The sequence below is a fragment of the Halorientalis sp. genome (assembly GCF_028275115.1).
In the GTDB taxonomy this organism is placed as follows: domain Archaea; phylum Halobacteriota; class Halobacteria; order Halobacteriales; family Haloarculaceae; genus Halorientalis.
Genome location: NZ_JAQCNH010000017.1, coordinates 1 through 15,255, shown reverse-complemented (window position 1 = coordinate 15,255; position 15,255 = coordinate 1). Strand labels below are relative to the sequence as shown.

Sequence of the window (15,255 nt, the reverse complement as noted above, 5' to 3'; positions counted from 1 at the left end):
GACCGTCGAGCGGATTGAAATCGACGCCGGTCGGCTTCGTCGAGTCGGTACCGAGTCGCTGGCGGGTGCTGGTGCGGGCGGCTGGCCTCGGTATTTTCGAGGGGTGACTGCGGACCGACCGGCCCTGCCCGCCGACCTGGACCTGACCGACGGACCGGGCGGGGCGAACGATACGCGTAAACCGCTCGATGGGTTACACCGGACAATCAGATGACACACAAAGACGAGTATTTCAACCGTGCCAAACAAGAGGGGTACCGCTCCCGGTCGGCCTACAAGCTCACGCAACTCGACGCGACGGCGACCCTGCTCGACGAGGGCGCAACGGTCGTGGACCTGGGGGCCGCTCCCGGTGGGTGGCTCCAGGTTGCCCAGCAGGCGGTCGGCGACACCGGTACCGTGGTCGGCGTCGACCGCCAGCGGATCGACGCCCTCGACGGGGTCGAAACTGTCCGGGGCGATATCACGGAGGACTCGACCAAAGACGAGGTACGCGAGATGGTCGGGGAGGCCGACGTGGTCTGTTCGGACATGGCGCCGAACATGACCGGCGAGTACGACCTTGACCACGCCCGGTCGGTCCACCTCGTCCGGCAGGCGCTCGAAGTCGCCCTGGACCTGCTCGGGCCGGGCGGAGACTTCGTGGCCAAGGTGTTCGACGGGCAGGACCTGGCCGACCTGCAGGCGGACATCGAACCCGAGTTCGAGTACGTCCGCGAGGTCCGTCCCGACGCCTCCCGAGAGGCGTCGTCGGAGTTGTTTCTGGTGGCAAAGGGGCGACTCACCGCGCCCGTCGCCGAGGGCGACACGGTGACCGTCGACATCGTCGATACGGGCCACGAGGGCGACGGCATCGCCAAGATCGAAGGCTACACGCTGTTCGTCTCCGGCGCGGAGGAAGGTGCGACCGTCGACGTGCAGGTCGAGGAGGTCAAACCGACGTACGCCTTCGCACGGTCCGTCGAGTGAGCTACGGTGCCTCGCGGTCGGGTGCAGGGGCCGGGTCGGCCGGCCGTTCGCGCAACCGGACGAACGCGACGACGGCGTAGACGAACGGCGTGTCGACCAGTGCAATCAGGAGTTTCAGCAGATACTGGCCGACGATCAGACTGGCGACCACTGGCAGGGGGGCCGCGACGCCGATACCCAGCACAGAGGGGACGAGCAGGAACCCGAGTGCGACGAATATCACCGTATCGAGCAGCTGGCTGGAGGCCGTCGAGGCGACGTTGCGGAGCCACAACTGTTCGCCGTCGGTGGCTTCGCGGAGCCGGTGGAAGACGATCACGTCCCAGTTCTGACTCACGATGTACGCCGCCAGGCTCGCGATCACGATGTTCGTGCTCGCACCCAGTACCTGCCGGAACTGCGTGGGGTCAACGCTGGTCGCCGCGGCCGGCGCGAGGATGGTGCTCCAGACCAGCGCGAGCAGGATGAAGTTCATGAGGAAGGCGACGTTGACCATCACCTGCGCGGCCCGTTTGCCGTACAGTTCGGCGTAACAGTCCGAGGCGAAGAAGGTGAGCGCGTAGGCCAACGCCGCCCCCGGCAGGGAGAGCGTGGCTCCGGTCACCGGCAACGACACTGGAAGCGAGAACGCGAGTATCTTCGCAGCTGTCACCTGTGCGGTGACGAGCGCCGTGACGAACAGCGCGAGCAGGGCGACCTGCGGGACCGCCAGCCGTGGTCGCTCACTCGTCATCGAGCCGGCCCTGTCGCTGGTCGATCTCGTCGAGCATGTCCAGCGTCTTCCGGATCGACGCCCGAATCGCCTCGCTCCGGTTGACGAACTTCCCCTCTTTTCCGACGTGGTCGTCCAGGTCCGCCAGCAACTCTTGAGGCACTTCGACGCTTATCTTGGGCATACCGGAATAATACCGGAAGCACGGGTTAATCGTTTTCCCCGGTGCTCACGGTACCGGGCTATCGGTTCCTATGGGGTGTGGACTGCACGCCGACAGACGGAGCGAGTCAGTGGCCGGTCCCGGTGCGCAGCCGGGTAGTCCGGAGCTAGCTGATTATAGGCACTAAGCCCCCGTCCGCACGGAACGAGCGGAGCGAGTGAGTAGGGCGGGGATACAGCGCTGTCATCGTTGTAGTTTCACTGCACGGCATGGCCGTACTACCCCTCTGGCCGACGTTGGTGGGACTGGGACGATGCTCGTCACGCCTCCGATGGTGTTCAAGCGCGAGAAGAAGCGCGAACTGTCGGTTGTCGTCGAGTGTCCATTCGGTATGAGTGGGACACTCCGAACCACCTGTGACGGAACGTCGCCTGCGGAGTCCGGAGTCAATGTGCCCACGTCGGGGATAAATTCCGACACAGAACCAGGAGGCCCTGTCCTCACAAGCGAGGGGCGGGGAGTCCCGAGCGCGGTAGGGCAGGGGAGTTCACCTGCGGGTCACTCCACGCGCGGTTCCTGCGGCTGTGGCCGGCCACCTCGGCCGCCGAATGTAATCAGCCACAGCAGGCCCAGACCGGCGAGATACGCCAGTGCGGCGGGGACCGCCATCAACAGCATCGTGAACATGCCACGAGGCGAGACGAACGCCGCGAGACCGAATATCGCGACGACGACCTCCCGCCAGTATTTGCGCTGAGTGCGGTAGGGGGCCACCCCGCCGACGTGGAACAGCGCCATCGAGACGGGGACCTCCAGCAGGAGGCCGATTCCGACGGTCGTGTAGATGACGAGCCAGCCGAAGTTGTTGATCCGGTAGGCGATCACCATGTTCGCGCCGATGGTGTCGGCGGCCAACCAGGAGATAATGGCGGGCGCGATGTAGAGAAAACCGAGAACGCTCCCGAGTACCAGACCGACGACCAGCGACCCGCCCCAGACGAGCATCACGCGGGAGTCGCCCCGAACCCAGCCTCGTTCTTTCATCGACGGCCAGGCGTAGTACAGCAGGAGTGGCAGCGTCGTGACGACGGCCAGCAGCGTCGAGAACTTGATCTGGAAGATGAGCGCCTCGACGGGATGGAGCGTGACGATGTCGATGCTTCCGCCGACGCTGGCGGGCACCTGGCTGAAGAACGTGTTTTTCACCTCACGGATTCCGCCCCGATAGAGCCAGACGAAGGAACCGGCCAACACGATCATGAACAGGCCCACCAGCCGGAATGCCTTGGAGGTCAGCGACTCCAGAATGAAGGCGGCGTCGTAGTAGTAGCCGCCGAGGTCCTCCTCTGTCGTCTCCTCCTCGGTGAAGGCGTCGACCATGCCTGCGGCGGTCGCCGTGGCCGTCCCGGACTCGTCGTCCGCCGGGTCGTCTTCGTTGCTCTCTGTCGATTGTTCGCGGGCTTCGAGTTGGGCCTGTACCTCGTCGTACCGGTCGAGGATGGCCTGTGCCTTCTCGGTCTCGTCTGCGTCCATGGCGGCGCGAGCTTTGACGACGGCGTCGTCCTCCGAGAGGTCGGCGAAGGCTTCCGGCGGGGCCGCCCGGACGCCGCCTGCATCGAGCGCCTCGAGGGAGATGTCCGCAGGCGCGCCGGTGCTGGCCGGTGCCGGGCCGGTGACCTTCGCCTGGTCGGCCGCATCGAGGGCCCGTCCGAGGAAGACGAACAACGCGACGCCGGCCACGAACAGGCCAGCGACGGCCCCGAACAGCGCCGCCGCGATGTCGTCCGGGAGTCCGAGCACCTGGCCGGCCCGGGCCACGCGGAACGAGGTCTCGAACGGCAGCGCGGCGACCGCGCGGTTGGACGCGGCGACGCCGCCACGGGTGAAGAAGGCGTAGACACCGACGCCAGCGAGGAACGTCACGCCCGCCAGAACGTTCCAGCGGTCGCGGGCGACTCCCGGGACATCCACCTCGCTCCCGCTCCGTTTGGCGATGACGACGATCTTGGTCAACTGGAGCGAGAAGGCATAGAGGACGAGCAGCGGGATCGCCCACATGATCTGGGTGAACGGTTCGGGCGGGGAGAACAGGGCGCCGAAGACGAAGATGGCGAGGACGGCGTAGCGCCACCTGTCCCGGAACGTCTCATACGGCACGATTCCCGAGTATGCCAGCGCGCTCATCGCCAGAGGTAGCTGTGCTGCCAGCCCGAACGAGACCGTCAGCAGGAAGACGAACTCGGCCCACTTGACGATGGAGTAAGTGGGCTGAAACCCGACGTTGTAGGCGTTGGCCGCCAGGAAATCGAACATAATGGGGAAAAAGATCAGGTAGCCGTAGGAGACGCCGACGGCGAACAACCCGACGGCCATGAGTATGGTCAGGGCGACCTTCCAGCGGGCGACGCGCTCGCCGGGCCAGAGGCCGCGCTGCCTGAGCCCGTCCCGCGAATACCACAGGAAGAACGGCACCGCGAGCAGGAGGCCGACGACAAGACCGATTTTCACCTGTAACAGAATGACGTCGAAAGGGGTTCGGGCGACAATTTCGGTCGACTCGAACGCTTCCGGGTGCTCCGCGGCCAGTCGGGCGAACAGGTCCCGTTTCAGGACGGTCCAGCCGAACTCCCGGAGGGCGTAGATGGTCCCCATGAGGCCGAGTACGGCGACAATGAACACCTTCTGGAGATGTGATTGTGCGGCCGACAGCATCGCTCCAATCGTCTGGCGACCGCTGCTGACGGCTCGGCGGGTGTCCTCGTCGATCGCCCCGGACATTGTCGTGCGAACGTTGCCGACACCCCATTATCAACCTTTTCGATACGTGTGGTCAGCCGGACCCGGGAAAAGAAAGTTTACAACACCCCACCAGCTACTGACCGCTACATGAGCGACGGCGAACCGGGACTTTACTCGGAGGTGGACATCGAGGGTCCCGACCGTCCGGACCCGACACCCGGTGGCGAGCCACCGGGCACGGGCACGGGCACCGGAGCCGGGACGCCAGGCGCGCCTGACGACGAGGAGATGCCCTTGACGGAACACATCGAGGAGATGGTCCGTCGGCTGGGCGTTGTCGTCCTTGCGATGGCCGTCGTCGGGGGTGTCGCCTTCCCGTTCGCCGACCGTCTGATCACGTTCCTGTGGTTCTCGTTTCTCCCGGGCGTAGCCTCGCAGTGCCCGCCGCCGGCCGGCGCGACCGCCTCGTCCTGCCCTCGCGTGTATCACCCACTCTCGCTGATGATCGCCCGATTGAAGGTTTCGACGCTGGCCGGCTTCATCGTCGCGCTCCCGGTGTTCGTCTACGAGACGTACCTGTTCATGCGTCCCGGACTCTACCCCCGCGAGCGGAAATACTACCTCGCGGCGGTCCCGACCAGTCTGGTCCTCGCGGGCGTCGGCATCGCCTTCGCGTTCTTCCTCGTCCTCCCGGCTATTTTCACCTACTTTCTCTACTACTCGGAAAGTGCCGCGGTCATCGCTTTCGGCCTGAGCGAGACGTTCAATCTGATGGTGATGATGCTCGGCCTGTTTGCATTCATTTTCCAGATTCCGTTGTTCGTGATGCTTGCTATCATGATGGGCATCACGACGCGTCGCTGGCTCGAAGCTCGACGGATCTACTTCTGGGGTGGCTTCCTCACAATCGCCTTCTTTTTCAGCCCCGACCCGACCGGGATGGCACCGATTCTGGTGGCTGCGACGATGGTTATCCTGTTCGAGGGGACACTGGGCTTGCTCCGGTGGACCGGGGCGGACGCCCACACCTCGGCGGTCAAGCAGGTTGCGTCGTTGCGCCCACTCGTGTACACGCTCACTGCGGCCGTCGCCTACGTCCTCGGTCCGGCTCCGCTGCCGGCGGGCTACTACGGCCAGTTCCCGCCGGTCGTGACTGACGGCCTCGCCGCTCTGGGGCTGACCACCGCCACGCCGATCGTCGTCGGAGTCGCCATTATCGGTGTCTTCGAGGGCATCAATCGCCTCGTCCGACGGCTTACCTACGATTACCGGGTCAGGACACTGCTGTCCCGCCTCCGTATTCCGGTGTGGTTCGGCGCAGTCGTCGTCGGCTATCTCGCCAGTCCCGACCCGGGTCTGCTCCAGCAGGTCGACGTGACCGTCCTCTCGACGGTCGAGGCGGCCGTCGTCGTCGGTGCGGTTGTCGTCCTCTACGAGGGCGGTCTGGTGCTGTGGCGCTGGCAACGGGCCCCGTGACACCTGTTTCGAGCCGTCTGCAGAAACCCTGCACACTCTTTTTGCCCCACGTCGAACGGTTCACCGATGACGACGGTGGTAGTTGTCCGACACGGCGAAACCGAGTGGAACCGAGCGGGACGCGTCCAAGGCTGGGCTGCCTCGCCGCTGAACGAACGGGGGCGTCGCCAGGCCCGTGCCGCCGGCCGCCACCTGGCGGGGACCTACGACTTCGACAGTGTCGTCGCCTCCGACCTTCGACGCACCCGCGAGACCACTGCACATCTCCGTTCAGCGGAGTCGTTTCCCGAGCCCGAGTTCACCGAGGGGTGGCGGGAACGCTCCTTCGGCGCGTTTCAGGGACTCGACTACGAACAGGTGTTCAGCGAGTTCCCCGAACACCGGGCCTCGGTGGGGATGGTCGGGCTCGAAACCACACCGACGGGCGGCGAGAGCCTGTTGCAGACTCGTGAGCGCGTCCTCGTGGCGTGGGGTGACCTGCTGGAGCGGGCCGGCCCCGACGAGGAGGTCCTGGTCGTGACGCACGGCGGCCCGATTTACGTGTTGCTTGCCCACCTCCGAAGCGTGGACCTGCCGGGCGCGCTGACGAGCTTCTCGCAGTCGAACTGTGCGGTCAACGAACTCGAACACGATCAGGAGACCGGCGAGACCGCGATTCGACGGGAGAACGACGCGGGGTATCAGGAGACCGAACTGGTCGAGTGACCGGGCCGGGCAGGTCGTTCACTCCCCGCTCGGATACGCCGTACTGAACACGTCCTCGACGAGCGGCTCGTCGTCCGTCTCGTCGGGACTCACGCTGCCGGTCTGGTAGCCGTGGAGGTCGAGCGTCACGTGGTCGAAACCCAGGTCGCCGATGTGGTCGCGGGCGGCCCGTACGAACTCCGGGTCCAGCGCCACGTCGAGTTCGTCTTCCGCGACCTCGATCCGGGCGAGGCCGTCGTGGTCGCGCACGCGGAATTGGTCGAAACCCCACGTCCGGAGGAGCCGTTCGGCCTTCTCGATACGGGAGAGACGGTCCTCCGTTACCTCGAGTCCCGTGGGAATCCGCGAGGAGAGGCAGGCCATCGACGGTTTGTCGGCCACGGAGAGTTCGTACTCGCGGGCGGCGGCCCGGACTTCGGGCTTGGTGAGACCGTGTTCCAGAAGCGGGGAGTAGACGTCGAGTTCCTCGACGGCCTGGAGGCCGGGGCGGTGGCCCTCGCCGGGGTCGGAAGCGTTGGTGCCGTCACAGACGACCCCAATGTCGAGTTCGCGGGCGTGGTCGTACATCGCAGAGAGGCGCATCGACCGGCAGTGGTAACAGCGGTCTTCGCCGTTCTCGACGAACTCCGCACTGTCGAGTTCGGAAAACTCGACGATTTCGTGGCGGATGCCGATCTCGTCGGTCACCCGGTGGGCGTCGTCCAGTTCCTCGGCGGGGAGGGTCTCGCTTTTGGCCGTACAGGCGACGGCGTCCTCGCCCAGGGCGTCGTGGGCGAGGGCGGCGACGACGCTCGAATCGACACCGCCGGAGAAGGCGATCAATACGGCGTTCATCTCGGCCAGGTCGTCGCGGACGGCCGCGGTTTTGTCAGAAACCGCGTCCGCATCGACGCCGGTGTCCTCGGCTGCCATAGCCCCGATTTCAGCATCGTGGCGCAAAAGCTCGTTGTCTCGCGCCGGCATCGGTGCGGTGGTTTAAATCACCGGCAGGCAGCGGCATCGACTATATAAACCGAGAAACGCCTCCATGAGACGATGGGGGACGGAGTATACGCGATTGCCGGCGGCAAAGGTGGCGTCGGCAAAACGACGACGGCGATCAATCTCGGCGTCGTTCTGGGACAGGCCGGATACGACGTGGTCGTCGTCGATGCCGACCTCGCGATGGCGGACGTCGGCCGGCGGTTGAACGTCGACCACGGACAGGGACTGCACAGCGTGCTGGCCGGGGAGACGACGGTCCGGGCGGCCGTCGTCGACGGCCCAGGCGGCCTCGCGTTACTTCCGGGCGACCGGGACCTCGCGTCGTTCGCCGACGCGAGCCCGGAACGGCTCCCGAAAGTGTACAACCTGCTGAGAGTCGCTTACGACGTAGTGCTGGTCGATACGGCTCCGGGCCTCCAGAACGAGTCCGCCATCACGTACCGAGAGGTCGACGGCGTCGCACTGGTGACGACACCCGAACCGACCGCCGTCGCGGACACGGAGAAGGCGGGCCGACTCGCCGCCGACGCGGGGGCCGACCTGCTCGGCACGGTCGTGACTCACGGCGAGGGACAGCAGGCCAGACTGGCCACCGACGAACTGGACGGCGACCTGCTGGCGGTGGTTCCACACCACTCCACCGGCGGGCCGATCACGGCCGAAACACCCGACGATGCGGCAGCCGACGCGTACCGACAGGTCGCCGCGGCCCTTCCCGCTGTTACCGCGACGGCCGTCGTTCCCGACGGTGACGCGAGCGAGACTGTCGCGTCGCCAGGTGGGACCGACGACGCCGAAGCGGACGGAGCGACCCAGACGGGCGCTGGGGCGAGCGACGCCGATGTGGAGGCGGAGATGCAACTGGGGGCGGAGATTCCACGGGCGAGGACCGTCGCCGGCGAGGCCGGCGGGGACGAACGGGAGAACTCGGACGGCTCCGACTCCTGAGCGTGTACCGCAACTGCGCGCGCCGGGAACGCTTTTGTCTTCGGGTTCGGTAGGAGGGGTCGATGGACCTGGAAGCGATTCCCGGGGTCGGTGCGAAGACGGCCGACCGACTGGCCGAACTCGACGACCCCGAGCGTGCGCTCCGGGAGGGGGACGTGGCCGCCATCGCCCGCGCACCCGGTATCAGCGAGGGGCGGGCGGCCCGCATCGCTCGCGGTGCGATCAGACGCGACCACGGCGACCCCGGCGGCTTCCTCGGAACCGACCGCGCCAGGGAGTGTTACCGCGAGGCGCTCTCCCTGCTTCAGGAGCGGACGGTCACCGACTACGCCGCTCGACGGCTGGAGACGATCTATCCGAGCGCCACCGAGTCACGAATCAAGGAGGTCCGCGAGTTCGCAGTCGAGGCGATGGAGCGCGACCCGGACCCGACCGTCCGGGAGGCGCTCGCGGACGTAGAACCGCTCGACGCGCCCGGTGACGTACGGATTCGCGACCGGTGTCTCGCGACCGGCGACGCCGAAACCTACGCCCGAGCACAGGACGCCATCCCGGAGGTCAGCGTCGAACTCGTCGACGGCGCCCGGAAGCTCTCGGAACTGGCGCGGGGTTACGCCACCGTGATCGCGCTCGACGAGGACTTCACGAGAGTGGAGGTCGACGGTGACGTCCGCGTCGAGCCGACGGCGCTGGACGAACCGGCCGAGGTCGTGCCCGAGCGTGTGTTGATTTTCTTCGCGCGTAACCGCGACAGTCTCCGAGCGGCGGCCGACATAGCACGCGCGACCGGTCTCGACGTCGACTGCGACCTGGACGCTCTGGCCGACGCTCTCGACTACCTCGACGACGACGGCCAGGTGCGGGGCGACGAGGAACTCGACCGGCTGACGAGAGCCGTCGACGACCTCGACGCCGCCGTCTCGACCGCAGAGTCGGTGGCCAACGACCAGCTTCGTGAGGCTATCGAGGAGCGGGACGTGACGATCGAAGGCGCGGACCTGCTCACCTTGGTCGAGCGAGGCGCGGGTGTCGACTCGCTTCTGGGCCGGGAGTTGGCCGACGAGTACGCCGACGCAGTAGCGGCCGCCCGCGACCACCTCGTGGACGCGCTCCAGTTGCGCGACACCGAGAGCATCGCCCGCCAGACGTTCCCGGACGAACCCACGTTTCCGGTCGAACGCGACGAGGCCGTCGTGTCTCGACTCCGCGAGGAGTTGACCGCGGCCCGGGACCGCCGGGCGACCCGGCGCAAACGGGAGCTGGCGGGCGAACTGGCCGACGTGCGCCCGGCCGCCGAGGAACTGGTCGACGCCGCGTTGAGTCTGGACGTGGAGCTGGCGGTCGCGCGTTTCGCCCGCGACTTCGACTGCACGATGCCGACGCTCGGGGACGGCGAACCCGGGTTCGAGATCGACGGCGGGCGCTCGCCGTTGCTGGACGTGCCGTTCGAGGCCGTCGAGCCGGTCGATTACGGCGTCGGCGGTGTGACGCTGTTGTCGGGCGTCAACAGCGGTGGGAAGACCTCGACGCTCGACCTGGTGGCGCTGGTCGTCGTCCTCGCGCACATGGGATTGCCGGTGCCGGCCGACGAGGCTCGCGTCGAGCGGCTGGCCGAATTACACTACCACGCGAAGACACAGGGCACTCTCGACGCGGGGGCGTTCGAGTCCACGCTGCGTGAGTTCGGCGGTCTGGTGACCGGCGTGGGAGACGACGCCGAGAACGGCGATGCGCCCGCTTCGGCCCGAAAGCTCGTGTTGGTGGACGAACTGGAGTCGATTACCGAACCGGGCGCGAGCGCGAAGATTATGGCCGGCATCCTCGAAGCGCTGGACGAGCGGGGCGCGACAGCCGTGTTCGTCTCACACCTGGCCCGCGAGATTCGGGCGGCCGCCGATTTCGACGTGCAGGTCGACGGGATTCAGGCCGTCGGGCTGGAAGACGGGGCGCTCCGGGTGAACCGGTCGCCAGTCAAAGGCGAGTTGGCGCGCTCGACACCGGAGTTGATCGTCGAGAAACTGGCCGAGGACGGGGACGACCGGTCGAAGGCGTTCTACAGGCGGTTGTTGGCGAAGTTCGGATAGCGGGGCAGTCGAGCGAAGCGGGACCCCGAAACGCGAGCGACGACCGGTGGGGACGGTGAGCAGAGCAGTACGACCGGCGAGGGGTCGAGGAGTCCTCCCGCAGCCGGCGCTCCAGGCCGGTGACACAGGGACACCGACGGACACGCCAACGGCGGGGCGGCGGTCGGCGCGACCGCTCGCGGAACCGCGGTCGCCCGGTCGAGACTGGGGACTCACGGTGTGACGCCAGTACCGGTGCCGAGGGCTGGAACGACGAGTGCCCACTGTACTGGTCCCCGACGTCCCACGGACGTGCCGATAGTGACGCGGTTCTCTCGCCGTCGTGGTGGCGACTCCGTACCGACTGCGGCACGCTCTCTGTGACATTGCGCTACAGCCACGAGGCCGAGCGGTTGCGACTGGAGCCTGCAGGGCAGTCGTCGCTGGCCCCGAGGCGGGTGACGGACCGGCGGTACCGGCGAGGCGTCGGGTCGAGTCCCGCTGGGGGCCCTCTGGTCGGGAAAAGCGTCATATGCCCGATTGGCGTAGAATATACGGATGACCGGAGAGGTCGATTACCGTTCGCTGTTCGAGCACGCCGCCGACGCGCTCGTCGTCTTCGACCCTGACAGCGGGGAGATTCTCGACGCCAACGAGCGATACTGCGAGTTACTCGGTTACAGTGCGGGGCAGGTCTGTGAGATCACGCTGTCGGACGTGACGGCCGAAGACTGGCGAGGGCCAGCGAATCCGGACGACCTCGTCGACCGGGCACGCGACCCCGGGTCGACGACGGTCGAGTGGCACCACCAGCACAGCGACGGGACGCGTTTCTGGGCGCCAGTCGGACTCTGGGTCGTCGGCCCGGGCGACGACGAGGCGGTCTGTGCCAGGGTCAGGGATAGCTCGGAACTGAGAAACTCGAAGCGGGAGGCCACGGTCCACGAGACCATCCCGGAGAACCTGAACGACGGCGTGTACGTCTTCGATACCGATGGCGTCATCGAGTACGTCAATCCGCGCATCGTCGAGGTGAGTGGTATCGAGCGGGAACGCTGGGTCGGGAACACGGTGCGGGTCTTCACGGAGGAGGGCGTCTCCCGGACGGAGCCCGTCGAGCAGTTCGAGCGGGCCTTCGAGGCGTTCGTCGAGAGCGGTGACGACCGGGCGCAGATCGACATCGAGTCACAGACCGGTGTCTTCGACGTCATCGACATCCGGCTGTCTGCGGTCAGGTTCGGCGGGGAGTTACGGAAGGTGGTCGCGACGGTCCGGGACGTTTCCGAACGGGTCGAGCACCAGCGACAGCTGGCCAACCGGACCGAGCAACTGGAGGTGCTCAACCGCGTTGTTCGCCACGACATTCGCAACGATATGACCGTCGTACTCGCGTGGTTAGAAGCGCTCGAAGCACACATCGACGAGGACGGAGTCGACGCTCTCGACCGGATCGAGCGGGCCAGCGAACACGTCGTCGAACTCACAGACATCGTCCGAGACCACGTCGACGTGGTGGTCGGCGACAGCGAGATCGAGCCTGAACCAACCGACCTCGGCGGCGTACTGCGGACGCAGTTCACGAAGCGACGCGAGTCGTACCCGGAAGCGGTCTTCAGGGTCGACGGGGAGTTGCCCGACGCTCGCGTCGCGGCCGACGGTATGCTGTCGTCGGTGTTCCGGAATCTGCTGAACAACGCAGTCCAGCACAACGACGGTCAGTCGCCGACGGTGACGGTTTCGGCGGCCCGCGACGGCGACGTGGTGCGCGTCCGCGTGACCGACGACGGTCCCGGTGTTCCCGACACACAGAAGAAGGCGATCTTCGGGAAGAGCGAGAAGGGACTGGACAGTCCGGGGTCCGGGATCGGGCTCTACCTCGTGTACAGCCTCGTCGAAAGCTACGGCGGGTCGGTCTGGGTCGAGGACCGGCCTGGCGACGGGTCGGGCGCCGTGTTCGTCGTCGAGTTACCGGTCGCCTGAACGTGTGAGCACTGGCGAACAATTAAGGCCTGTGGGGAGCGTGGTGAAACTGATGACCGACGACCCCGAGGAGGGGATGCTCTCGTGGGACGAGTCGGTGTTCCGTGACGAACACGTCTTCGAGATCGACTACCTGCCCGAGACGTTCCACCACCGCGACACCCAGATGGAGAGCCTGAAGTACGCGCTCCGACCGGCAGTCCGAGGCTCGCGGCCGCTGAACGTCATCGCCCGAGGCCCGCCGGGGACGGGGAAGACGACGGCTATCCAGAAGCTGTTCACCGAGTTGCGGGCCGAGACGACCGACGTGCGAGCGGTTCGGGTCAACTGCCAGGTCAACGGCACCCGCTACTCCGTTTTCTCAAGGCTGTTCGAGGGTATCTTCGACTACGAGCCGCCCTCGTCCGGTATCTCGTTCAAGCGATTGTTCGAGCAGGTGACCGACCGACTGGTCGACGACGGGGAAGTTCTCGTCGTGGCGCTTGATGACGTGAACTACCTCTTCTACGAGAACGAGGCATCGGACACGTTGTACTCGCTGTTGCGCGCCCACGAGGAACACGCCGGCGCGAAAATCGGCGTCATCTGCATCTCCTCGGACCTCGATCTGGACGTGATCGAGGAACTCGACGGCCGGGTCCAGTCGGTGTTCCGGCCCGAGGAGGTGTACTTTCCACAGTACGGCGAAAGCGAGATCGTCGACATCCTGAGCGAACGGGTCGAGCGGGGCTTTCACGACGGTGTGATCTCGCCGACGGAACTCGACCGCGTGGCAGACCTCACCGCCGAGTCCAACGGCGACCTGCGGGTCGGGATCGACCTGCTCCGACGGGCCGGACTCAACGCCGAGATGCGCGCCTCCAGAGAAATCAGCGTCGAGGACGTCGAGGGGGCCTACGACAAATCGAAGTTCGTCCACCTCTCGCGGGCGCTCCGTGGCCTCTCGGACAGCGAAGCCGCGCTGGTGACAGTGATCGCCGAACACTCCGGCGAGCAGGCCGGCGAAGTGTACGAGACGTTCCACGACCGCACCGACCTGGGCTACACCCGGTATTCGGAGATCATCAACAAACTCGACCGGTTGGGAATCATCGACGCCACCTACGCCGACGTGGATGGCCGCGGACGCTCGCGAGAGTTGACGCTGAACTATGACGCCGACGCCGTCCTGGACCGTCTCGAAACGTAGTCCGGGTCCGGCAGGTCCCGTCTCGAACGGTTCGGCCGGCGATGGCACCGCTCGGCGGGACGCGACGGAAACGTGACCGGATACATTCGGCTATTCGGCACTCGGAGGGAGTCTGTTCGGTCGATTTTGGTTTAACTGGTAAATTTAATTTTATGTTCCGGCGAGAAAAAGATAGAATGGTCGTTCCGAAGCCAGACACCGGGATACTGGACAGGCTCTACGCGAACCTCGTCGGCGGGAACGGAGTCGTCTCGCTCGACGTACGCGAGAAAGTGTTGAAGCGACTGCACACGTACGGGAGTCTTACGGACACCGACGGCGGCGGTCGGTTCGAGGTGGAAAGACAGGTTGTAGGACGCCGAATTCGGCGGATTCGACCGTCTCGAGATTACCGGTGGCGAGGTGCTCCCCGGCGACGTGACGCTCGAAACGTCGGCGTCGCCCAGATGCCGATGGGACTGGCGGGTCCGCCCAAGCTCGAGGGCGAACACGCTGACGGCCAGTACCCGATTCCGCTGGCCACGACCGGGGGCACCCTCGTCGCCTCCTACGGCCGCGGCATGAAGACCCTGAACCTCAGCGGCGACGTCACGGCCACCGTCGTCGACCACCGGATGAGCCGCGCGCCGGTGTTCGTCTTCGAGGACGCCCGCACCGCCCGGGACTTCCGCGACTGGGTCTTCGACTACTACGGCGTTATCAAAACGGAGGGCCGAGGAGACCTCGAGTGTCGCCGAACTGGTCGAAATCGAAGACTACCTCACCAACGACCTCGCCTTTCGCCGCCTCGAGTTCGAAACCGGGGCCGCCGCCGGCCAGAACACGGTCGGGAAGGCCACCTTCGCGGCCTGTAACTGGGTCCTCAGCGAGTTCCCCGGCGACGTCGAGAACTTCTACCTGGAGGGCAACTTCGCCACAGACGAGAAACACTCCCAGGTCAACGACACGATGACCCGGGGCAAGCGCGTCACCGCCGAGGCGACCATCCCCGAGGGGGTGTTCACTCACCACCTCGGGGCCGACCCGGAGAGTCTCGTCCACCACGGCGAGGTCGCCAGCCTCGGATCGATGCTGGCGGGAGCGAACACGAACGGCGCACACCCGGCAAACGGGCTGGCGGCGCTGTTCGTCCCGACCGGGCAGGACGAGGCAAACGTTGCCGAATCCTCCGCCGCGCTGGTCAATGCCACCCTACTCGAGGACAGTTCGGTCCACGTCTCGATGACGATTCCGTCACTCATCCTCGCGACCTACGGGGGCGGGACGGGCCTGCCGACCCAGAACGAGGCCCTGGCGATACTGGACTGTGACGGCGCGGGCAACGTCA

At 66.3% G+C, this 15,255-nt stretch carries 12 protein-coding genes and 1 pseudogene; 9 read left to right on the top strand and 4 right to left on the bottom strand.

All coding sequences use genetic code 11. The features are described 5' to 3' along the window. Positions 1-210 precede the first annotated feature (210 nt). On the top strand, positions 211-969 hold the full coding sequence (locus Q0964_RS01860; RefSeq protein ID WP_299262845.1) for a 23S rRNA (uridine(2552)-2'-O)-methyltransferase: 759 nt from the start codon (positions 211-213) through the stop codon (positions 967-969). A 1-nt stretch (position 970) separates the two neighbouring features. Here Q0964_RS01860 and Q0964_RS01855 read toward each other — a convergent pair whose 3' ends face one another. From Q0964_RS01855 to Q0964_RS01845, 3 genes are all read right to left on the bottom strand, one after another. Beyond that, positions 971-1,702: a queuosine precursor transporter gene (locus tag Q0964_RS01855; protein WP_299262844.1), complete on the bottom strand. Its 732-nt coding sequence runs from the start codon at positions 1,700-1,702 to the stop codon at positions 971-973. Continuing rightward, positions 1,692-1,865 (bottom strand): ribbon-helix-helix domain-containing protein, encoded by a 174-nt coding sequence (locus Q0964_RS01850; protein WP_299262842.1) that lies wholly within the window; start codon positions 1,863-1,865, stop codon positions 1,692-1,694. Before Q0964_RS01850 ends, Q0964_RS01855 begins: the two co-directional genes overlap by 11 nt. Before the next feature lie 537 nt (positions 1,866-2,402). Then, the gene (locus tag Q0964_RS01845) at positions 2,403-4,622 is read right to left on the bottom strand and encodes a twin-arginine translocase subunit TatC (protein ID WP_299262840.1); all 2,220 of its coding nucleotides are present in this window, start codon (positions 4,620-4,622) and stop codon (positions 2,403-2,405) included. A 108-nt stretch (positions 4,623-4,730) separates the two neighbouring features. On the opposite strand from Q0964_RS01845, the gene tatC reads away from it, so the two are divergent. Next, complete coding sequence (tatC, locus tag Q0964_RS01840) at positions 4,731-6,059, top strand: twin-arginine translocase subunit TatC (protein WP_299262838.1); 1,329 nt, start codon at positions 4,731-4,733, stop codon at positions 6,057-6,059. Positions 6,060-6,125: 66 nt separating this feature from the next. Further along, positions 6,126-6,764, top strand: a complete 639-nt coding sequence (locus tag Q0964_RS01835; RefSeq protein WP_299262836.1) for a histidine phosphatase family protein — start codon at positions 6,126-6,128, stop codon at positions 6,762-6,764. An 18-nt stretch (positions 6,765-6,782) separates the two neighbouring features. Here the strand turns inward: Q0964_RS01835 and larE are convergent, their stop codons facing one another. Next, on the bottom strand, positions 6,783-7,676 hold the full coding sequence (gene larE, locus Q0964_RS01830; protein ID WP_299262834.1) for an ATP-dependent sacrificial sulfur transferase LarE: 894 nt from the start codon (positions 7,674-7,676) through the stop codon (positions 6,783-6,785). 123 nt (positions 7,677-7,799) lie between these two features. Between larE and Q0964_RS01825 the strand changes: the two genes are divergently transcribed. From Q0964_RS01825 to Q0964_RS01800, 6 genes and pseudogenes are all read left to right on the top strand, one after another. After that, the gene (locus tag Q0964_RS01825) at positions 7,800-8,696 is read left to right on the top strand and encodes a MinD/ParA family ATP-binding protein (protein WP_299262832.1); all 897 of its coding nucleotides are present in this window, start codon (positions 7,800-7,802) and stop codon (positions 8,694-8,696) included. Between the two features lie 62 nt (positions 8,697-8,758). Then, positions 8,759-10,780 (top strand): helix-hairpin-helix domain-containing protein, encoded by a 2,022-nt coding sequence (locus Q0964_RS01820; RefSeq protein WP_299262830.1) that lies wholly within the window; start codon positions 8,759-8,761, stop codon positions 10,778-10,780. Between the two features lie 537 nt (positions 10,781-11,317). Further along, the gene (locus tag Q0964_RS01815) at positions 11,318-12,739 is read left to right on the top strand and encodes a PAS domain-containing sensor histidine kinase (RefSeq protein ID WP_299262828.1); all 1,422 of its coding nucleotides are present in this window, start codon (positions 11,318-11,320) and stop codon (positions 12,737-12,739) included. 52 nt (positions 12,740-12,791) lie between these two features. Continuing rightward, positions 12,792-13,928, top strand: a complete 1,137-nt coding sequence (locus Q0964_RS01810) for an ORC1-type DNA replication protein (RefSeq protein ID WP_299262826.1) — start codon at positions 12,792-12,794, stop codon at positions 13,926-13,928. 176 nt (positions 13,929-14,104) lie between these two features. Beyond that, on the top strand, positions 14,105-14,782 hold the full coding sequence (locus Q0964_RS01805; RefSeq protein WP_299262825.1) for a hypothetical protein: 678 nt from the start codon (positions 14,105-14,107) through the stop codon (positions 14,780-14,782). Next, positions 14,667-15,255 (top strand): annotated as a pseudogene (locus Q0964_RS01800) (hydroxymethylglutaryl-CoA reductase); the annotation flags it as partial. The gene Q0964_RS01805 and the pseudogene Q0964_RS01800, both read left to right, overlap by 116 nt.